At 46.0% G+C, this 20,996-nt stretch carries 18 protein-coding genes and 1 pseudogene; 3 read left to right on the forward strand and 16 right to left on the reverse strand.

All coding sequences use genetic code 11. The annotated features are described in order from the left end of the window. Positions 1 to 148: 148 nt before the first annotated feature. The 10 genes from ACE4RR_RS03695 to ACE4RR_RS03740 form a co-directional block, all read right to left on the reverse strand. Positions 149 to 1,495, reverse strand: coding sequence for a murein hydrolase activator EnvC family protein (locus tag ACE4RR_RS03695; RefSeq protein WP_375534049.1), 1,347 nt, complete (start codon positions 1,493 to 1,495; stop codon positions 149 to 151). Between the two features lie 39 nt (positions 1,496 to 1,534). Then, a complete protein-coding gene (ftsX, locus tag ACE4RR_RS03700; protein WP_375534050.1) occupies positions 1,535 to 2,428 on the reverse strand; it encodes a permease-like cell division protein FtsX in 894 nt (297 codons plus the stop codon). Continuing rightward, positions 2,418 to 3,104, reverse strand: a complete 687-nt coding sequence (ftsE, locus tag ACE4RR_RS03705; RefSeq protein WP_375534051.1) for a cell division ATP-binding protein FtsE — start codon at positions 3,102 to 3,104, stop codon at positions 2,418 to 2,420. The genes ftsX and ftsE overlap by 11 nt, the downstream gene beginning before the upstream one ends. A gap of 412 nt (positions 3,105 to 3,516) precedes the next feature. Next, the gene (locus ACE4RR_RS03710) at positions 3,517 to 3,846 is read right to left on the reverse strand and encodes a c-type cytochrome (protein ID WP_375534052.1); all 330 of its coding nucleotides are present in this window, start codon (positions 3,844 to 3,846) and stop codon (positions 3,517 to 3,519) included. A 44-nt stretch (positions 3,847 to 3,890) separates the two neighbouring features. After that, positions 3,891 to 4,778, reverse strand: coding sequence for a YitT family protein (locus tag ACE4RR_RS03715; RefSeq protein WP_375534053.1), 888 nt, complete (start codon positions 4,776 to 4,778; stop codon positions 3,891 to 3,893). 139 nt (positions 4,779 to 4,917) lie between these two features. After that, positions 4,918 to 6,022, reverse strand: a protein-coding gene (gene prfB, locus ACE4RR_RS03720) for a peptide chain release factor 2 (RefSeq protein WP_375534054.1) whose coding sequence is annotated in 2 segments (ribosomal slippage) — positions 4,918 to 5,949 and positions 5,951 to 6,022 — 1,104 coding nt in all. Because the reading frame shifts where the segments join, the coding sequence is not laid out codon by codon here. A gap of 85 nt (positions 6,023 to 6,107) precedes the next feature. Beyond that, positions 6,108 to 8,645, reverse strand: coding sequence for a preprotein translocase subunit SecA (gene secA, locus ACE4RR_RS03725; RefSeq protein WP_375534055.1), 2,538 nt, complete (start codon positions 8,643 to 8,645; stop codon positions 6,108 to 6,110). Between the two features lie 345 nt (positions 8,646 to 8,990). Then, positions 8,991 to 9,578 (reverse strand): ribosome hibernation-promoting factor, HPF/YfiA family, encoded by a 588-nt coding sequence (gene hpf, locus ACE4RR_RS03730; protein ID WP_375534208.1) that lies wholly within the window; start codon positions 9,576 to 9,578, stop codon positions 8,991 to 8,993. A 183-nt stretch (positions 9,579 to 9,761) separates the two neighbouring features. Continuing rightward, positions 9,762 to 9,959, reverse strand: a complete 198-nt coding sequence (locus ACE4RR_RS03735; RefSeq protein ID WP_375534209.1) for a cold shock domain-containing protein — start codon at positions 9,957 to 9,959, stop codon at positions 9,762 to 9,764. Between the two features lie 213 nt (positions 9,960 to 10,172). Continuing rightward, positions 10,173 to 11,603 carry an NAD-dependent succinate-semialdehyde dehydrogenase gene (locus tag ACE4RR_RS03740; protein WP_375534056.1) on the reverse strand — a complete coding sequence of 477 codons (1,431 nt, stop codon included), beginning with the start codon at positions 11,601 to 11,603 and terminating at the stop codon, positions 10,173 to 10,175. A 468-nt stretch (positions 11,604 to 12,071) separates the two neighbouring features. Between ACE4RR_RS03740 and ACE4RR_RS03745 the strand changes: the two genes are divergently transcribed. Next, on the forward strand, positions 12,072 to 13,142 hold the full coding sequence (locus ACE4RR_RS03745) for a DUF6612 family protein (RefSeq protein ID WP_375534057.1): 1,071 nt from the start codon (positions 12,072 to 12,074) through the stop codon (positions 13,140 to 13,142). A 171-nt stretch (positions 13,143 to 13,313) separates the two neighbouring features. Here the strand turns inward: ACE4RR_RS03745 and ACE4RR_RS03750 are convergent, their stop codons facing one another. The 6 genes and pseudogenes from ACE4RR_RS03750 to ACE4RR_RS03775 form a co-directional block, all read right to left on the reverse strand. Continuing rightward, positions 13,314 to 13,697, reverse strand: coding sequence for a DUF8042 domain-containing protein (locus tag ACE4RR_RS03750; protein WP_375534058.1), 384 nt, complete (start codon positions 13,695 to 13,697; stop codon positions 13,314 to 13,316). Between the two features lie 140 nt (positions 13,698 to 13,837). After that, a complete protein-coding gene (fliT, locus tag ACE4RR_RS03755; RefSeq protein ID WP_375534059.1) occupies positions 13,838 to 14,200 on the reverse strand; it encodes a flagellar protein FliT in 363 nt (120 codons plus the stop codon). Beyond that, positions 14,201 to 14,584, reverse strand: a pseudogene (gene fliS, locus ACE4RR_RS03760) (flagellar export chaperone FliS); the annotation flags it as partial. 213 nt (positions 14,585 to 14,797) lie between these two features. Beyond that, entirely contained in the window at positions 14,798 to 17,020 is a 2,223-nt protein-coding gene (gene fliD, locus ACE4RR_RS03765) for a flagellar filament capping protein FliD (protein ID WP_375534060.1), read from the reverse strand. Between the two features lie 221 nt (positions 17,021 to 17,241). Beyond that, complete coding sequence (locus tag ACE4RR_RS03770; RefSeq protein ID WP_375534061.1) at positions 17,242 to 18,651, reverse strand: Na+/H+ antiporter NhaC family protein; 1,410 nt, start codon at positions 18,649 to 18,651, stop codon at positions 17,242 to 17,244. Between the two features lie 99 nt (positions 18,652 to 18,750). Then, positions 18,751 to 19,134 carry a VOC family protein gene (locus ACE4RR_RS03775; protein WP_375534062.1) on the reverse strand — a complete coding sequence of 128 codons (384 nt, stop codon included), beginning with the start codon at positions 19,132 to 19,134 and terminating at the stop codon, positions 18,751 to 18,753. Between the two features lie 113 nt (positions 19,135 to 19,247). Here ACE4RR_RS03775 and ACE4RR_RS03780 point away from each other — a divergent pair, with 113 nt between their 5' ends. Next, positions 19,248 to 19,946, forward strand: coding sequence for a TetR/AcrR family transcriptional regulator (locus tag ACE4RR_RS03780; protein ID WP_375534063.1), 699 nt, complete (start codon positions 19,248 to 19,250; stop codon positions 19,944 to 19,946). Between the two features lie 12 nt (positions 19,947 to 19,958). Continuing rightward, positions 19,959 to 20,840 (forward strand): hypothetical protein, encoded by an 882-nt coding sequence (locus tag ACE4RR_RS03785; protein WP_375534064.1) that lies wholly within the window; start codon positions 19,959 to 19,961, stop codon positions 20,838 to 20,840. Positions 20,841 to 20,996 lie beyond the last annotated feature (156 nt).

Genomic DNA, 20,996 nt, shown 5'->3' on the forward strand with positions numbered 1-20,996 from the left:
GTTCCGCTAATAGCTCCAATTTGAAAGAATAACGAAACTTATTTCCGCATCCAGCAAATGGACCTGGTTTTCCTCCTAAAAAAATAGCACATCCTTATTTTGTTTTTAACAAGGATGTGCATGAATGTATCTGTTATTTATATTGTCATTATGGAAGATAGTTTCTAGGATTCACAGAATTTGATTTAGATCCATTCCACGAGCCTTCATGCACTTCAAAATGAAGATGAACCCCCTGGGATGCGCCAGTTTCCCCCATGACGCCTATTTGGTCTCCGCGGGAAATGCTTTGTCCGGAAGAAACCTTAGTCGAAGACATATGGGCATATAATGTTGTGATCTGCTTTCCGCCAATGTTATGTGAAATCATAACAGTATTTCCATATCCGTTCATGTAGCTTGAATTAACGACGGTGCCGCTTTCAGCAGCGACAATTGGGATACCACTGCGGCCGCCGGAACCGATATCAATGCCGTGATGCATTCTGCCCCAGCGCTGTCCATACTCAGAAGTGTAACTGCCTTCAGCCGGTTTCATCAGCGTTCCGCCGCTGTCAGAAGGTGCTGCGCTGCTGCTCGAGCTGCTGGAATCAGAGCTGTCTGACTCGGAGCTATCAGATTCAGAGCTGTCTGAGCTTTCTTCTTCAGCTTCTTCTTCCTCTTCTGCGGCCGCCGCTGCTTCAGCTTCACGGCGTTCTTCCTCCTCACGCTTTTCTGCCTCGCGGGTTTCATACGCTTCTAATTCCTTTTGGGCAGCCTCTTCCTGTTCCTGAAGCAGTGCCTCTTCATCTTCAAGTGCAATTAACGTTTCTTCGAGCAGTTCTTCATCATCTTCAAGGCCGCCGAGGATGTTTTCCTTCTCTGATTGCTGACTCTCCTGTTCTGCTTTCAAGTCTTCCAAATTTGCCTTGCTTTCTTCTAAAGAGCTGAGCTGTTCTTCTACTTCCGCTTTTGCTGCTTCAAGATCTTCCTGGTCTTTAATGTGACTCTCGAGAATGTCGCGGTCCTGATCTGCGATTGTATTCAGCGCAGATACTCGGTCAAGCAGATCGCCGAAACTGTTTGCCCCCATCAACACTTCAAGATAGTCAACCGATCCGCCATTTTGATACATTGCACGAACCCGGTCTTTCAGCAATTCATCTCGTTCTGCTATTCGTTCTTCAAGCTCTTCGATCTGCTCATGCAGTTCATCGATTCTAGATTCTGTCTCAGAAATGTCGTCTTCTTTTTCAGAAATATCTTCGTTTGTGGAAGCCATTTCTTCATCTAGCTCCCGGATCTCTTCTTGAATTTCTTGAATATCGTTAAGGATCTCTTCACGCTCCGATTCAGCTTCTTCCGATTCGGAATCATTGCTGTTCTTTTTTTCCTCTAGATCCTCAAGCTTTTCTCTCAGCTCTTCATTTGCCGATGCCGTACTGCCTGCACCATATGCAAATCCTGATGTTACAATCATGAAAGCAAGAAAGCTTTTAATAGCTTTTTTCTTCATCCCCGGTTTTCCTCCTCTATTTCTACCCCAATCGTACTATTAGACTTTTAAAAACTTCCGAACGGAAGCAATGCTTCCCCAAACACCGACAAGAGCACCTATTCCCAGTAGAATAAGAGATACCTGCATGGTAAGAGGATAGACAGGCATTAACTCAGCAAAATTAATCTGAAGCCTGCTTCCGAATTCTTCGGTTATATACTGGTAACCGAAGACCACAGCTGCAACCGGCGGAAGAGCTCCTAATACACCAAGCAGCAGCCCTTCTATAAAGAACGGCCAGCGAATAAAGCCATTGGTTGCCCCCACAAGCTTCATAATCTGTATTTCTTTTCTTCTCGCAACGATTGTCAATTTGATTGTATTCGAAATTAAGAACATGGCCGTGAACATTAAGCCGAGAACTAATGCAATCCCGATAATCCTCAGGACGTTAGTTGCTTCAAACAATTGTTCCACTACCTGCTCGCCGTAATCGACACGGTCAATGTTGGGCAGAGCCTCTACTTCTTCAGCCACCTCTTCGGTCAGCTGCGGATCAGTAGCCTGAAGTATATAGGTGTCGTTAAGTGGGTTTTCATCTCGGAGTGATTCAAATGCTTTCCCTTCGTCGCCGAGACTTTCAATTAATTGATCCAGCCCTTCATCCTTGCCAAGAAACGAAACACTCTCTACGTGTTCGGTCTGCTCCAGCTCTTCTTCGAGAGCTTCCTGTTCCTGCTCATCAGCAGTTAGATCTATGTATACCCTGACTTCAACGTCGTTTTCAACGTTTTCCATGAATTGATTCACATTCATGATTAGAAGCAGAAAAACTCCCACTACAAACAGCATAATTGTTACTGCACTGATCGAAGCAAAGCTCATCCAGCCATTACGGCCGATATTCTTTGTGCCTTCTTTTATGTGGCGGGTGAGGGTTCTACCTTTCATACCCGTAGCCCCCTCTCCACTCATCACGGACGATACGGCCGGATTCAATCGCAATAACTCTTTTCTTAATTGTGTTTACAATCTCACGGTTATGGGTAGCCATTATGATGGTCGTCCCGCGGCGGTTAATATCCTCTAGTATTTCCATTATTTCCCATGATGTGTCGGGGTCAAGGTTGCCGGTCGGCTCATCGGCGATGACTACACTCGGGTTATTCACAACTGCTCTTGCAATGGTGACACGCTGCTGCTCGCCTCCGGAAAGCTCGTTCGGCAGGAAGCGTGCTTTATGCTTTAACCGTACAATTTCTAACACATTCATAACTTTTTTTCGGATCACATCTCTGCGCTCGCCGATGACTTCAAGTGCAAAAGCTACATTTTCAAATACGGTTAAGCTCGGAAGCAGCTTAAAGTCCTGGAAGATCACACCGATTTTCCGTCTTAAATAAGGGACATGCCGTTCTTTTACCTTCGACAAATCTGTTCCGTTCACAATGATATTTCCGTTGGAAGGTTTTTCCTCACGGTACATCATTTTTATAAAGGTGGACTTTCCAGCGCCGCTGGGCCCGACCACATATACGAATTCCCCTTTTTTTATGGAAATATCGATGGCATTAAGGGCATTAACACCGTTGGAATAAGTCTTTGAAACTTCTTTCATTTCTATCATTACGATACCACTTCCTGAAGCAAACAATTGTTTGTTGTTTTTCCTGGTGCCTGTCCGATTGTTTTTTGAGAAAAAATTGCACTGGTGCATGAAAATATACTTGGAGATCCCAAGTATTTATGTATTACATCGTTATTCTACAATTTTTGACGTAAAAACTGTTTTTTTGTCATTTTTGCACCTATGTCATTATATCATTTTTGCATTCTCTCAAACGCTAAAATAGTATTACAATTTCATTTCAAGTTTGTTATAAGGGGTGTAATAAGGCAGGGGTTTTTACACAAATCATGAACAATTTAGGGAGTTAGTGAGAGGTTTTTCGCAGGTAATAAGAACCAGTAGATTTGAATTGCGGTGATAATAAAAGCCCGATCCGAATGGGGGGTCTGTCGAATCGGGCATTACGTTGTCATTCGGACTTCTCAGAAACCCATTGTGCAACATTTTCTGCTTCTTGCCCTTCCACAATACCAGAAGGCATGCCGCTTCCGCCTTCTTCAATCATCGAAAGTACTTCATCCTGCGACAGACCTTCTCCTTCTAACGCAGGACCGCTTCCGCCTTCTAAGTTTTCACCATGGCATTGTGCACAGTTTCCCTGAAAGGCTTCCTCTGCGGCTGCTTCATCGTACGATTCGCCGCCGCCATCACCGGCAGAATCCTCCTCATCTCCGCCACCACCACAGGCGCCAAGTATAATAATCAGCCCGCCGGCAGCTGCTGTAAGAAATTTCTTCATTGAGTTTCCCTCCTGAACTAGAAAAATTTACATATTAATTCTCACTAATTATACCCTGAGCCTTCTTTTTTGAAACCTTCACCAAGGACCTCTGTAGCGTTTGCTACGATCACAAAGGCATGAGGATCAGCCGCTTGAACGAATTGTTTTAATTTGGTGACTTCATTGCGGTTTACTACACACATGAGCACCGGACGCGGGTCATTTGTGTACCCACCATAGCCTGCAAGCCTCGTTACTCCGCGATCAACTCTGTTCAAAATCGCAGTACTGACTGCATTTTCTTCCTTCGTAATAATGAGCGCAATTTTAGCATACCCCACACCGGTCTGAACAATGTCTATTGTTTTTCCAGTTACAAAAAGGGCAATGAGGGCGTAAAGAGCAAATTCAATACTGAACACAAAAGCGGAAGAAACGACGATCAGCCCATCGATGACGAACACACAGGCACCTAGCGAGGCTCCGGTGTATTTATGAATGATCTGAGCTGCGAGATCCGTCCCTCCCGTTGAAGCATTTGCTCGAAAAACTAATCCCAGGCCGAATCCGACGCCAATCCCGCCGAATAATGCCCCGAGCAGTGGATCTTCTACCGCTGGCGGGAGCTCTCTTGTTATGTAAACAACGAACGGCAGAAATAATGATCCAGCAAGTGTTTTGCTTCCATACTTCCAGCCCCCGAGCAATAAAAGACCTGCAATAAATAACGGTATATTCATTGCCCACAAAATCAAAGCCGGTTCAAGTCCCGTGAGGTCATTCATAATGGTTGCAAACCCGCTCACACCGCCGGATGCAATTTGATTTGGGAGCAAAAATAAATTATAGGCTACCGCGACAATTGAGGACCCGGCAAAAATGAGCACTGCATGCAGTATGAGACGAACGTTCTTCGAAAGCGGCTCCCGCCGCCGTTTTTTCACACTCATCCGAGCCTCTCCTTTCTTTTAATAAATTCCTGGCCGTGTGGTTTTAGCAATTCCAGTGATGCGGACCTCATCGAGCACTACCACATTCTTATTCTTTGCAGACAAAACGGCGCCGATTCCCGGCGCCGCGCCTTCCTTATCATACATTGATGCTTAATCGCAAATATTCATCTATAAACGGATCAATATTACCGTCCATTACTGCTGACGTGTTACCAATCTCATGATTGGTCCGATGATCCTTCACCATATTGTACGGGTGGAATACATAGGAACGAATCTGGCTGCCCCAGCCGATTTCTTTTTGTTCGCCGCGGATTTCATCGAGTTCCTGCTGCTGCTCTTCAATCTTAAGCTGATATAATTTCGCCTTTAACATTTTCATGGCTCTTTCGCGGTTTTTTATCTGTGAACGTTCACTCTGGCACGTTACAACTGTGTTAGTAGGAACGTGCGTGATGCGTACCGCTGAGTCTGTCGTATTAACATGCTGCCCGCCGGCCCCGCTGGAGCGGTATGTGTCTATTTTTAAATCCTCGGTATTAATGTCGATATCAACTTCGTCATCCAATTCCGGCATCACATCACAGGAAGCAAAGGAAGTGTGACGGCGGCCCGAAGAATCAAACGGTGAAATTCTTACGAGACGGTGAACCCCTTTTTCCGCCTTAAGATAACCGTACGCGTTGTGCCCCTTAATCAGCAGGGTCACGCTTTTCACTCCTGCCTCATCTCCCGGCAGATAATCCAGTGTTTCGACGGAAAAACTGCGTTTTTCCGCCCAGCGTTTATACATCCGCAGTAGCATTGACGCCCAGTCCTGTGATTCTGTTCCGCCTGCACCCGGATGCAGCTCGAGGATGGCGTTACTTTTATCATATGGCTCATTCAGCAGCATCTGCAGTTCAAAATCATTCAAGCTGTTCATTAGAGCTTTCATCCCGCTATCCAGCTCCTGCCATAATTCTGCATCGTTTTCTTCCTTGACGAGCTCATATGAAATCTCAAGATCATCAAACGTTTCGGCCAGTTCTTTATATCCGTTTACACTCTCTTTTAGTGCATTATTTTCATTAATTACTTTTTTTGAGGCGTTCGGGTCATCCCAAAATCCAGGCTCCGTCATTTTTTCTTCAAGCTCCGCTATACGCTCCTCCTTCTCAGCGAGGTCAAAGAGACCCCCTAAAGTCCGCTAATCGCTTAGCCATTGTCGTTAATTCATTGCGAATTTCTGCCATATCCATGCAATCATCACCTCATCGTAGTATAAAAACCGTAAAAACGGAGGGGGCCGGCAATGCCTGCGCTGGCGCCCCTCCTAATACCATCCTACTGTGCTTCCTCCTGCTGCCGTCCATGACAGTGCTTGTATTTTTTGCCGCTTCCGCACGGGCACGGTTCATTTCGCCCAACTGTCTCCGTCCGGCGTACGGGGCGCCGCTTTTGGTTCTGGCGCTGACGTTCGGTATTGTTCCCATGGACAGCCTGCCCTTCTGCCACTTCCTTGCGCTCCAGGTTGTTCCGAACCTGGGCCTTCATTACATATGTGGCCACTTCTTCTTCGATAGAAGCTACCATTTCTTCAAACATATTAAATCCTTCAAAACGATATTCACGGAGCGGATCATTCTGTGCATAGGCACGCAGATGAATACCCTGACGGAGCTGGTCCATCTGGTCTATATGATTCATCCACTTCCGGTCTACGGCACGCAGCATAATAACCTTTTCAAACTCCCGCATCGTTTCTGAGGTAAGCTCTTCTTCTTTTTCGCTGTATCGTTCGTCTACTTTTTCCATTATCAGCTCTACCATTTCCTCCGGCTCGAGCTTTCGGAGCTCACGTTCGGTCACGTCATCCTCTTTCAACACGGTCCCTTTCATATAGTTGACGAGACCTTCAATGTTCCAGTCTTCCGGAACTTCATCCTCTGGGGTATATAGGCTGACTCCGCGTTCTACTACGCTTTTCATCATGTTTTTCACAATTTCGCTTAAGTTTTCAGATTCGAGCACTTCCATGCGCTGGGCATATATAATATCGCGCTGTTCACGCATTACATCATCATACTGCAGCACCTGTTTACGCGCATCGAAGTTGTGCCCCTCCACCCGTTTTTGGGCTTGTTCGACCGCACGGCTGACGAGCTTGCTTTCAATCGGCTGGTCCTCTTCCATTCCGAGGCGTTCCATCATGCCGCGCATATTATCTGAGCCGAAGCGGCGCATTAATTCATCTTCCATCGATAAATAAAATTGTGATACCCCTGGATCACCCTGACGGCCGGAACGCCCGCGAAGCTGATTATCAATCCGCCTCGATTCATGGCGTTCGGTTCCGAGCACGAATAACCCTCCAGCGTCTCTTACTCCGCTTCCGAGCTTAATATCGGTGCCCCGGCCGGCCATATTGGTTGCAATTGTCACAGCCCCGCGCTGTCCGGCGTCCTCAATAATTTTTGCTTCATTCTCGTGGTTTTTCGCATTTAATACATTATGCGGGACCTTTCGTTTTTTCAGCATTCCAGATACAAGCTCTGACGTGTCTACACTAGCCGTACCTACCAGCACCGGCTGCCCTGACTTATACAGCTCTTCTATCTGGCGGACCACTGCACGAAATTTCCCTTCTTTTGATTTATATATCATATCCGGCTTATCATCCCGCACAATCGGCTGATTTGTCGGAATAGAAGTTACATTCATATTGTAAATGTTCCGGAACTCTTCTTCCTCCGTTTTGGCCGTACCGGTCATGCCGGCAAGCTTATTGTACATCCGGAAGTAGTTCTGAAATGTAATGGAAGCAAGAGTCATGCTCTCCTTCTGTACCTGAAGTCCTTCCTTCGCTTCAATCGCCTGGTGAAGGCCATCGCTGTAGCGGCGCCCTGTCATCAAACGTCCAGTAAACTGGTCGACAATGACTACCTGTCCGTCCTCTACTACATAATCCGCGTCGCGGTGCATCGCCACATGCGCCTTCAGTGCCTGATTTATATGGTGAATCAGCGTAACATGGCGCTGGTCGAAAAGGTTGTCTATCTTAAAGGCCTGTTCTGCCTTGTTCACACCTTCCTCCGTCAGCTGCACATTTTTCGTTTTTTCATCATACGTATAATCCTCTTCACTTTTCAAATGGCGCATAAATGCATTGGTTGCCACATAGAGTTTCGTCGACTGCTCGACGGAGCCGGAAATAATCAACGGAGTCCGTGCCTCATCGATTAAAATCGAATCCACTTCGTCGACCACGGCAAAATGAAGCGGCCGCTGAACCATTTTCTCCTTGTAGAGCACCATATTGTCCCTCAGATAATCAAAGCCGAATTCATTATTTGTTCCGTGGGTAATATCGGCATTATATGCTTCGCGCTTTTCTTCCTTCGTCAGGCCCTTCAAATTTAAGCCGACTGTCAAACCAAGAAAATTATATAGTTTCCCCATTTCCTCACTATCACGGCGGGCAAGGTAATCATTCACCGTCACGACATGAACCCCTTTGCCGGTAATCGCATTTAAATACACCGGCATCGTCGCAACCAGGGTCTTTCCTTCCCCAGTTTTCATTTCTGAAATATCCCCCTCATGGAGAACCACCGCACCCATCAGCTGAACCGGAAACGGCGTTATTCCAAGCACACGTGTAGATGCCTCACGCACTACCGAAAACGCCTCTGGGAGAAGCTTTTCAAGTGTTTCTCCTTCTGCGTATCGCCGTTTGAATTCCTCCGTTTTTGCCCGCAGGCCGTCATCCGAAAGCTTCTTCATCTCATCAGCATACGACTCTATTTCCTCAGTCGTCTTCTGGAGCTTTTTCACCTGCCGTTGATTTGTATCACCAATCACCTTTTTCAACAAGCCGATCATTATCAGATCATCGTCCTCTCTATAATTAAACCAATGGAATTATGCTCATACTTGATAATCATTTTATCAGTTTCCAAGCATGCTTACAACGTGATGGCAGAGGATAAAACCAGGCAGCAATAACAGGGAAATTGCTGTAGAAATTTAAGGCGGCATCCGACTTCAGTAGAACGATGTCGGAAATTGACGGTTAAGGTCAAGGGTAAACAGGGATGACATAGGAAAAGGGCTGTTTCTTTTCTCAAAGAAAACAGCCCATTTTTTTATACAATACGATGCAGGTCACCGTATTTATTTTCTTCATTTATCACCCTCGAGGTGTAACGTTGAGCTTCAAATGTAAATTTATTCAGGTTCAATTAAGCCGTAGCGGCCGTCTCTTCTGCGGTACACAACATTAGTATCGCCGCTGACAGCATTAGAAAATACGAAAAACGCGTGGCCGAGCATGTCCATCTGCAGAATGGCTTCCTCTGCATCCATCGGCTTAAGATTAAATCGTTTGGTCCGGACGATTTCCAGTTCGTCCACTTCTCCTTCCGGAAATTCTTCATTAGAAGGCTCTCCATTTGTTGCCAGTTCATTATTTAGTTCTTCGATATCATTTTTAAACATATACTTCACGCTTCCGCTCTGGCGGAACTTGCGATTTACCTTCGTTTTATATTTGCGGATCTGCCGTTCGAGCTTCTCCACCACCAGGTCGATCGCAGCATACATATCAGCGTGCGTTTCTTCCGCGCGCAGCAGCAGCTGCGGCATCGGGATGGTGACTTCTAAAATATTCTCGTTGTTCTGCACTTGCATTCTGACATGAACGTCCGCTACCGGCGTCGTGTCGAAATAACGCTCCAGCTTGCCCACTTTCTTCTCCACATAGCTTCTTAGAGCCGGAGTCACCTCTAGGTTTTCACCTCGAACATTATAATTCATCAAGTAAACTCCTCCTTTCGATAAATCTTATATTCTACATTCCACTCTTTCATTCCTGCCAAAACAGAAATTATGTCGAAATTTTTGTAAAATTATTTATCGCCAACCCTAAACCGCCCCTGCCGACATGGGCCAGGAGCGGATTCATGATATTCGTATGATTTTTTCAATACAAAATGAAACCTACATTTTATTAACGTTTGCAGCCTGCGGACCACGTTCCCCTTCTACAATTTCAAACTCGACTTCCTGTCCTTCTTCCAAAGACTTGTAGCCTTCAGCCTTGATTGACGAGTAGTGGACAAATACATCATCGCCATCCTCTCGTTCTATGAATCCAAAGCCTTTTTCATTGTTAAACCACTTCACTTTTCCTTGCATCGTTCCCATTCCTTTCAAAAATAATGCGCGGGGATACCCCGGGGCGGAATTTAAAAAAGCAGCCACCCGCCTTGCTACCGTTATGTTAATGTCCACCCAGCAGCCGCTTTGTATATCCTATCCAGCAGCCCGCCCATTCATGCATCCAAAACTATAATTTTAGTAATAAAAAATGGCGGGGCCAGGCCCCGCCATTTTTTACACAATTCACATTCACTTTATTCCCATGGAAATATATTTTGTTTCCAGGAAGGCGTCAATTCCCTGATATCCGCCTTCACGCCCGATGCCGCTCTGTTTCCAGCCGCCGAACGGTGCCTGTGCTGCGGACGGCACGCCGTCATTCCACCCGACAATTCCAAATTCCAGTCCTTCTGCCACGTTCATGCCGCGGCTGAGGCTTTCGGTAAAGAAGTACGAGGCCAGGCCGAATGGGGAATTATTTGCAAGGCGCACTCCTTCGTCTTCGTCTTTTATCTTCTGCACCGGCGCAACCGGCCCAAACGTTTCCTCTTCCATAATCACCATTTCATCGGTAATGTCCTTTAAAATCGTTGGATAATAGAAGTATGCACCGCTTTGCTCATAGCCTTCGCCTCCATGAACAAGAGTGGCCCCTTTATCTAGCGCATCCTGGACATGACGGTCGACCTTTTCATAGCCTGCTTTATTAATTAGCGGTCCGACATCGACACCATCCTTAAAACCGTCGCCGACATTCAGCTTCGAAACCTCAGCTTTAAACTTTTCGATAAACTCATCGTATATATTTTCCTGTACGTAGATACGGTTCCCGCAGACACATGTCTGTCCGGCGTTACGGAATTTCGATGCGACCGAGCCCTGGACGGCTTTATCAATATCCGCATCATCCAGGACTATGATTGGAGCATGTCCGCCAAGCTCCAGCGACAGCTTTTTAATCTGGTCCGCTCCCTGTTTCATTAAGATCTTGCCAACTTCCGTGGAGCCAGTAAATGTAACCTTGCGGATCGCTTTGTTTTCCATCATTTCGCCGCCGATTTCCGAAGCTTCTTCTGTGGAAATCAGGTTAAACACACCTGCCGGCAGGCCTGCTTCCTCACATATTTCAGCAAACATAACAGCCGATAAAGGAGTGTCCTCGCCAGGCTTAAGCACCACTGTGCAGCCTGCCGCAAGCGCAGGTGCCACTTTTCTAGTTACCATTGCCTGTGGAAAGTTCCAAGGCGTAATCGCACCAACAACACCAACCGGCTGGCGGATAACCATCATCCGCTTATCCGGTGAGCTGGATGGAACGGTATCACCATACACCCGCTTGCCTTCCTCGGCGAACCACTCCAGAAAGGAGGCTGCATACTCTACTTCTCCCTTCGCTTCCTTCAGTGGTTTACCCATTTCATGTGTAATCATTTCACCGAGTTTGTCTTTCTTCTCGATCATTAAACGGTGGATTTCTTTCAAATAACCTGCCCGTTCTGCTGCGGTTTTCTTCGACCAAAATTCATATGCATTTTCAGCAGCTTCAATTGCTTCTCTTGTTTCCTGTTTTCGGCCGTCTGCAGCCGTGCCGATTTTTTCCCCGGTGGCAGGGTTTACGACATCAAAAGAGCCATTTGCTGCGTCCTTCCACTTACCATTGATATACAGCTTCCCATCCATGCTATCGACTCCTTTAATTTTATAATTTTCATGTGGCCACCTTATCTTTACCCGTTTTAATTTTTCTCTACACAAAATTTATCCAAATTTTGTTTGCCGTGTTCCATCCTCCATTATTTTATAGGTAATTTTTACTATAAAACGTGCAATATATGAAAAATAGTCCGGTTTGCCCTTCCAGAATTTAAATTTGGTATTTGGTTTATTTTCCACTTTTTACTACACTTACATTAGAACGAAACAACAGGTTTTAGTTCTGCCTCTCAAACCCTATCTTACGTATCCGAAGCACTCCTGTTTTTCCTCTCCGCTTCGGGCGCCCTCTGAGCTGCTGCTTCCCGCACCGCAGCAGCTCAGGGGGCTATTGCTTTTTCGTCTGATCATCCATTGTTTTCCTTCTCTATCCAAGCACGTCTGCATGTGGTACTATTTGTATGTATACCTTCATATGTAAGAGGGGGTCACCTAATGAAAAGAATGCTTGCGGGATTGCTCACCTTTGTGTGTGTGCTTTTTTTTGCAGGCTGCATGTCTGATGAAGATCCGGATGATAACGGCAGCGAACCGGCCCCGCCTGATCCTGAAGAAGAACCAGAGGAACAGGAGGAAGAACCAGCCGAAGCCGAAGATGTATTAGCAGAAGCTATTCAGGTTCAAGAGGATCTGGAAAGCTATGTCATAGATACCAATATGAATCAGACCATACAGTACGATGACGAAGAAAAACTGACCAATACATACCGATCAACTGCAGCAGTTAATCTAGAGCCAATGCGTTATCACGAAAACTCCGTTATTGACAATGATCCTAACGACGAAAATCCTGATGAGGACAACGTTGTCTCTCTGGAACGCTATTACACTGAAGAAGGATTTTATATTTTTGAATCTGATGAGGAAGAGTGGGTACAGATCCCGGATGAATTTGTCGAGGATATTCAAGCGACAGAGAATCGATTTGATAACCCGGCCCGCACATTGAACACCATTGAGACATACGGTGAAGATTTTGAAATTGAAGAACGAGAAAATAAAAATCATATTACCTTTTCCGGCGAAGAAGAACCGCAGCAGCAAATAGCGCTGCAGATGGTAAGCATGGTCAATCGAGATTTTTCCACCACCATGGAGGATATTTTGTTTATGAGCGAAATAGAGTCGATTGATTATGAGCTGATTATTGACCAGGAAACGAATGAAGTAGATTCGATCCGGATGGATCTTACGCTTCTCATGAATAATGATGAAGGAGAGACGTATCAGTCCACCCATACGATTGTAGCTCATTATTCCTCGTATAATGAAGCCGAAGAAGTGGAGATTCCCGATTATATTATTGAGCAGGCAAACGATCTTGATCTCCAAGAATTCAGCGGATTTGAAGATATGGAGGAATTTGAAACAATCGGCGGTATCAAACTGGAAGAATTTTATGAGGACGGAGAAGAATCCGAAGAGGAAGGCACCGAAGAAGTGGATTTGAATGATCTCTTCGACGATGACGAGAATATTGAAGATGACTTTGATACGGAAAAATAAAGGAACCGCTGCGGCAATATCGCAGCGGTCTTTTAATATTATTAGGACATGAGGGTGGTGTGCTTTTTATGGGGATGTGCTTTGTGGGGGGCCAGGCACCCCACAAAGCATATACACAACGTATAGGTTTTGCTATCATTTTGTACAGTATCACTCCAGCCTAACTCGCTCTCACTCGCGGTTTCGGCGGCTGTCAACGAGGAGCTTCCAGCGCTGAAAAATCGGCAGCAGTTCTCCTGCCACCATCTGCATCCTCTCCTGCCGACTTCCCTCTTCATGTTCAGCCATTTTCGCTGCCTGAAGCACCTTCTCATAAAATTTTTCCATCACAGCGGTGGTTTCTTCCTCGCGGCCAAACACCTGCTGCATTGTCATATTTTCTGGAGAGAAGGGAGTGAATCCGTCCATCATTTGTTTTAACAGCCGATCTCCATTTTCGGTTAAATTATCATGATAAAAGCTTGTGACAGATCGGAGTCCTTCTTCTACAATGATCAGCCACTCCAAATACTGCTCGAGAAAATCCCGCTCTGCCTGCTGAAGCGCTCCAGTCAATGGAAACCCTCCTTTTTACTCACCATAACATACCTGTACGTCTGCCTGACTAGACGATTTCAACTCGATTCAGGGACGCACTGATTGAACACGACACAAACCGCAAGAAACAGCCTGCTTATAAGGAAGCAGACTGTTCATTATTTTTTCTGGTCAAAAAAGACACCATCCACCGTCGGTCCGCTGTATGGCCGGTCATAACGACGGCTTGACTGCTTTTTCTTTTTTAATTCCTGCAGACCGAGCCGCAGTTCACCCTGGGCTGCTTCAAGGCGCATTTGAATGTTTTCATTCATTCGTACCATTTCCCGGCCAATCGCAAGCTCTGCTTCACTGAATGTCTTACGTATCTTCATTTCCTCAAGCAATGATGCCCTGGTTTCCAGCAGCTCCTGCAATTCTTCGATGTACTGATCCCTGGCATCTAATTCCTTGGGAAGCGGCGAGATTACATGATCGTGAAGCTTTTTTGTTGTCATGAATAATTCCTTCACGACTGCCATTTATGCTCGTCCACCTTCTCCAAACCGGTTTTGGCGGTCTAATTTAATAATCTCCTTCCAGGTGTCACGAAATTCTACGACAAGCCCGCGTGCTTCCCCGAGCGCTTCTTTGTCATTATTTACGTTCGCGTCCACGAGACGCCGATGAATGTAATCATAAAGGCTGAACATATTTTGAGACGTCTCTGTTTCCGTTTTTAACGTAACCATCAGCTCCCGAATAATATCCTGGGCCCGGATAATATATTTGTTCTTCGTCTCGATATCCTGTTCCGTCAGAGCGTTGTCCGCTTTATCAATAAACTTCAGGCACCCGTTGTACAATAACAATGTCAAATCTCCACGCGAGGCCGTCTGCATCGCGTTTTGCTTGTACTTGTTAAAGGACGCAGCCGATTTACCACTGCTTCGTGCCTGCCCCTCCTCCTTTACAGTCGTGGCCTGGCTTCTTTGTGATATTGGAGTAAATGAGGACCGGGCTGCCGGTTTCTTTGGAGCTGTATGTTTATAAGTTTCTGCGTCTTTCATATTCTTTTTGTAGAGTGCCTGTGCATTTTGTATGGCCATAGTCGGCTATTCCCCCAGTTATATAATCTTTTAATAAAGGCCGCCGCCTCCAAACATCTGCGAATAAAACATATTCGCCTGTTCATTCGCCTGCGCCATTGCTTTTTCCATAGCAGTGAACTGTCTCCAGTAACGTTCTTCTGTTTCTGAAAGCCTTCGTTCAAAATTTGTTATTTGATTGTCTAGGTTATTCATGTCACGCCCAAGTGTAAATTGATGATTTTGAAGTTTTCCTTTGAAGCCTCCCGCTCTTTCCGCCAGAGAATTAATAGCCTGGTCCAATGAATCACGCAGCCTTCGTGCAATCCCTTTTTCGGAGGAAGAAGCTCCATCCGCTGCAAACAGCTCGAACACACCGTCCGGGTCCTGTTCAATTGCGGCTCGAAGCTTTGTTTCATCAAATTCAAGCCTGCCGCGGTCATTATAATTTCTCGTTGTTGAAATCCCAATCGTTGTAAGCTGATTATAAGCTGAGCCGTTTCCTACTGCCCCATATAAGTCTGTCCGGAATGTATTGGTAAAGCCAGATATCATCCTGTCGTTCCGGAGCAGGCCGCTCTGTGCTTTTTCATCCCACATCTCTGCTTCGCGGTCACTCAGCTCCCCCCTCTGCTCTCCTGTCAGAGGCGGATAATCACGAAAGCGGGTTTCGGTTAATTTTTCATTAATTTTATCAAGAAGCTCATTATATTCATTTACAAAACCGGTGATCGTGTCATAAATTTTGTCGGTATCTATAGAGGAACCGATCGTAACCGCTCCTTCTTCCGCGGAAAATGTCTCTTTTAACGTGAGTGTCATCCCATTTAGAGTAAACGTATTGCTCGTCCGTTCTGTTTCGAGACCATTAACAGTAAATCTCGCATTCCGGCCGCCTTGAAAACCTTCATACTTAAGGTTCCCTGATTCATCTGTGCGGCCAACCACTCTTCCATTTACCTCTATCCATTGATTAGCATAAGCAGCTCCAGTTTCATCTGTCAGCACACCGGCAGATTCGCCGGAGGCCTCTGGACTAAAATGAAGACCTGCGAATACGGCGGAAGCACCGTCCGGCCCAGTGACCACCAGCCCGCCGCCCGCATCAGCTGAAACGCCTGAATTTTTCATCCCAAGCACATTGGTGAAAAAATCACCTTCAAACAGCATTTCTTCTCCAGCACGGTTAAAATCTCCGGCCTCCGATCGGGTAAAGGCAATCTTACCAGTAAAGTCGTCATAAAAAGTATTCACCCCGGCACTTGATCGGTTGACTCCCTGCAAAACCTGATTCAACGACTGTCCACTTTGAATAAGAAACGTATCTTTAACAGACTCCCCATTTTCATTAAACGATGTAATTGAGCTGCGAGTGTACTGCTGCGAAAACGTCACTTCCACCGTACCTTCTGTGGCAGAAGCAAGCCGGACAGCCCCAGTCGAGCTGTTTAAATACGCCTGTCCTTCCTGTAATTCTGCCTCCTGATCTGTCACAATCACGAGAGGTGCTCCGCCGTCAATTCTTATTTCCAGCGACGCCGCATCTACTGAGCCTTTTCGAAGCTGAAACGAGTTTCTTTCGGAGGAGGGAGTAAAGCTCTGCCTTTCATGAACGGAGATATCCGCTTTGGCCGAGAGTGATTTTCCAAATTCGAGTTCCATCCCCCCCAGATCAGCAGCAAAGGTAATCCGCACCTGGTCTTCCGCTAACTCCCGGTCATCCGTAACCACGTTATAAAGTTGACCATCTACTTTTACGACCATATCTTCGGCCGCCGTATCCAGCAAACCCTCTTTTTCAATTGAAAATTTGCTCCCGGATGCCTGTGAGCTGATGGTCTCCTGCTGCAATACACCGGTTTTCCATTCTGGCGCTGATTCTCCCAGGCTCTGTTCGCTTAGGGCTTTTGAGGCATCAAATCCACTTCCGCCAATCCTACCGGCGCTAGACTGCGAGGCAGCTTCGGCCAGCTGGCTCACTTCCGATATCCGGTAGGACGTATTGCCGGCAGTTGAGGCCGCAGTTGCTGTCACTCTACCTTCATTTGTAGAGAACGCAGTCCGTGATTTCATGTTCGCCTGACGCATCACCGAATCAAAAATATTATTACGAAATTCATCAAGCAGACGATTGACACTTCGGTATTCGTCCACCTGCCATTCTACTGTCTGACGCTTCTGCATCATCCGGTCCACCGGTATACGCTCGACCCGCATCATATCGCGGACAATCTGATCAATTTCCATTCCAGACGCAAAACCAGCCATTCTCATTGCTTTACGCCTCTCCTCTCTCTATTCAATTGTCTATTAAATTTTCTTAGAACGCTTCGTTCGTGTTTATTATATCGGCAGAATAAAGTGATATGTTAACCATCATTATCAGAAAAAGGTAATCCGGCTTCTTCAAGCGAGAGCTGGATTTTTTTCACTGCACTCTGCCAGCTGCTCAAAGTGTATTAAAAATACCCTCCCCTGTTCAGGGAGGGCTGATTTCAAAAAAAGAATGACGCTGCGGTGTAAAGCACCGTACTAATACCGGCAGCAAGCAGGGCAGGCTTTAATTTATAATGAGCATAATCAATAACGGTTAAATTTAATATTCTTGCTATCGTGTTCGTATCGTCACTCAGAGGCGATGCAAACGCCCCGAAGGATCCGCTCGCAAACACTGCTCCGATAATAAGCGGCAGCGACACATCTGCGACTGCGGAAAGCGAAACGCCAAGAGGCATGAGAATACCCCAGGTCCCCCAGGCCGAACCAATAAAGTAGGACACCGCCGCTCCGAATACAAACATAAGAGGAGTAATAAACAATTCAGGAATCCAGCCGCTGTGGGCTGTCACAAATCCGGAAAATCCAAGCTCCTCTGTAACAGAGGAAAGACCCCAGACGACGGACAGAAGCACCACAACAGACATCAACTCGTTGCCTCCGACTATAAAGCTGCTGATTAAATCCTTCAGCTTGAATTTTTGCACGAGAAAAAAGAGAATCGAGAGGAGGGTCGTAATCAATAAAGCGACAACCATTGCTTCCATTACGTCCGCCTCAATAAACGCCTCCGTCAGGGAACGTCCCCCGCCGCGTCCGTCCCACCACGTCAAAAATAACGTCAGGCTGATCACGAGAGCAATCGGCACAACCAGGTTCCACGGTTTAGTCGGCAGTTCTTTGGACACGGCCGGATGGCAATTGTGCCAGTCCTCCTCGTCCTCCTCCCCTCCATCCTCGATCTGCGTCGGAGCATTGGAACGAGAATGATGGAAAAAACTTAAGTAAATACCTAGCAAAATAATGACGATCGCAAAGAAATTAAACGGAATGCTCTGCAAAAATAAGTCGTACGGTTCTCCCGCCCCCTCCTTGGTCTGCACGGAAATCTGCACGACAGATACCATATATCCGACAAACGCCGTAGCCACCGGCAGGAGTACGATTATCGGTGTAGACGTTGTCTCTATGACAAACCCAAGTTCCTTTGTACTCATCTTCACCTTTTTTAATAGTGCTTTCATGATCGGCGCAATTGTCACAAACCGAAAAGTCGGCGCGCTGAAGGTGCCGATCGTAGAAATATAAGTGAGAAAGAGCGCTTCTTTTTTGGAAGTGATTTTTTCAGAAGCGGCCTCCACAAAACCTTTTATTCCCCCGCAGAATTTAATCATTCCGGTCAATCCGGAAAACGCATATAAAAACACGATAATTTTAATATTATTTTCATCTATCAGCGCCTGCACCACGTAAGCAAGCATCGCCTGCATCCCGCCGACAAAGGAAGGCGAGACAATATAAGAACCAACGAGCAGCCCTAAAAGCAGTCCTGGCAGCACCTGTTTTGTATATATCGCTACCGGCATTACAATCAAAAACGGAATGATAGACATCCAGCCTGCATCCATACCCGCATTTCACCCATCTTTTTCAGACATGACCTCATTAGCATATGGAGGACTGGTGAAAATATGCGGGAGTGCTCGGAAACGCCAGGCTTGTAAGGATTATTGCTGCATCGTTGAAATCCACCATGTATTTCCTGCAGTGTCCTGGACTCCTCCGCGGCGGTCAGGATCTCCTTCTTTCATTACCGGCTCCTGCACTGACGCTGCGCCGTACTCGATTGCCCGCTGATATGTTTCATTGACATTTCTTACATAAACATGAAGGTGAGGGGAAGCAGAGACCGATGAATCCGGCGCTTCGCCCATCATCACCACAGTGTCATCAATTTTTACTTCGACATGCATGACAGCTCCCTCCGGTGTTTCATACCGACGCAGCTCTTCTGCTTCAAATACTTCCTTCAAAAAATCAATCACCTGCTGTGCCTGTTCAACAATTAAGTACGGCGATACACTCGTATATCCTTCCGGTTTCCAGCTCATAATCACTGCTCCTTAATATTTTTAGTTACTTGTAAAGTAGTTCTAGCTGCAATCTTCTAATCCTTTATAAAGAAAAGATTGACATAAAATTTAACATGAGTTAAATTTTTATTATGAATAAAAAAATTAACCTTAGACAACTTAAAAAAGCAAAAACAAAGCTGCTGCTTTTGAAAACCGCAAAAAAGCACGCTGGAGAAGAAGGGTTGAAGGAGCTTCACATTGAAGACCTCTGCCGGGAAGCAGAGGTTTCCAAAGTCACCTTTTTTAATTACTTTTCCCAAAAGGAGGAGCTTTTTAATTATTACATGGCTATTTGGGGTTTTGAACGTGCAGTTGATCAACTATTGAAACCGCTCCACGGGCTCGATGGTTTAAGAAGAATATTTTACCGGGCGGCAGACGATGCCTCCGAGCATCCCGGTATGTTTCTAAGCTTGATTCGTTTTTTAGCAAGCGAAGCCTCTTGTCCACGCGTCCCTGCCTTGACCGAGGCAGAACGTCATGTTTTGACGGATGGTCGCGAGGTGTCCGAAACAGAGCTTCCTCATTTATATGAACAATTTCAGCATTTTACGAAGGAGGCTCAGCAAACCGGTGAAATGCGCGCCGACGTCCCTGTTTCCCATTTAGTCCACTTGATCCTCACCATCTTTTACGGTGCCTTTCTCACTGCGCATACGTGTGGAATTTCAGACAGGAAAGCCTATTATGACATGCACCTTCAGCTATTACTTCCGCCTTCTCAGAAACCAGAGGGCGAAGCCGATTTTTCACCATACTGGAACACAACTTATGGAAAAAATTCTTAAGAGGTGAGGAACATGAGGAGAAAATTGTCATGGCTGCTTGCTGCAGCCCGAAAGGAAATGCTTCTCTTTGCAGCAGGGGTGTTTGGTTTAGTGCTTGCGTCAGGTCTTGCGGTCTATATGTACTTTTTTGGAACCATTGTCTTACCGGAAGGAAACATTCGCAGTGCTTTTTCCTTTAACGCCGCGGTCGGTATTTTTATGCTGAGTATTGCTGTACTTTTGCCGCTTGCCGGCATGAAGGAGCGGTCACGGAAACGTGTACGCCGGATGTTATTCACTGCCGCAATCATAAGCTTTGCGATTGAAACGGTCCAGCATCTGCGAGGCTTTAATCCGCGTTTTTCCCAGGCAGGCTCCATATTCGATATGGCAGTCGGAATGTTTTTCGGCCTTGTCACTCTCGTTATCATATTTGCTGCAGCGTGGGTTACAATTGCTTTTTTTCAAAATAAGGAAAGAGGCGAACGCCGTCCTTTGATTCTCACGATTCGATACGCTTTCGTCTCTGTACTGATTGCTAATGCAGCAGGCATCTGGATGATTATTCTTCAGGGCAGGGCAACTGGAGAGGCTGGTAATATTATCGTTCTGCACGGATTAGGCTATCACGCCCTGCAGGCCCTTCCGGTCATAGGTTTTTTACTTATGAAATCATCTGCAGAAATGACCACTTCTGCACGTAAAATCGTACACATTGCCGGTTCATCCTGGGTAACTCTTCTGCTTCTGATACTGATTCAGACCGCCATCGGCCACTCTGTGTTTGAACTCTCGCCACTTTCCATTGCCGCCGGGTTATTCTCCCTCAGTTGGTTTGCCACACTGGTATGGGCTTTTTTGAAATACTTCCATAGTCAGATTCCCATCATCGAAAGTAAACCGCGTGTTCCATAAGAAATAACACTTAATTTCTAAAGGCAAGTGAAAAATATTTCCCTATTTAACACAGCCACCGCGCTCAACATTTATAATGATTTATTTAAATAGAGAGGTTGTATAGAGAGGTTGATCATCCCTGCGCAAACTCGCTTGCACTTTAGAAAAATTAAC

The organism is Alteribacillus sp. HJP-4, from assembly GCF_042139015.1.
Classification (GTDB): Bacteria; Bacillota; Bacilli; order Bacillales; family Marinococcaceae; genus JBHIKY01.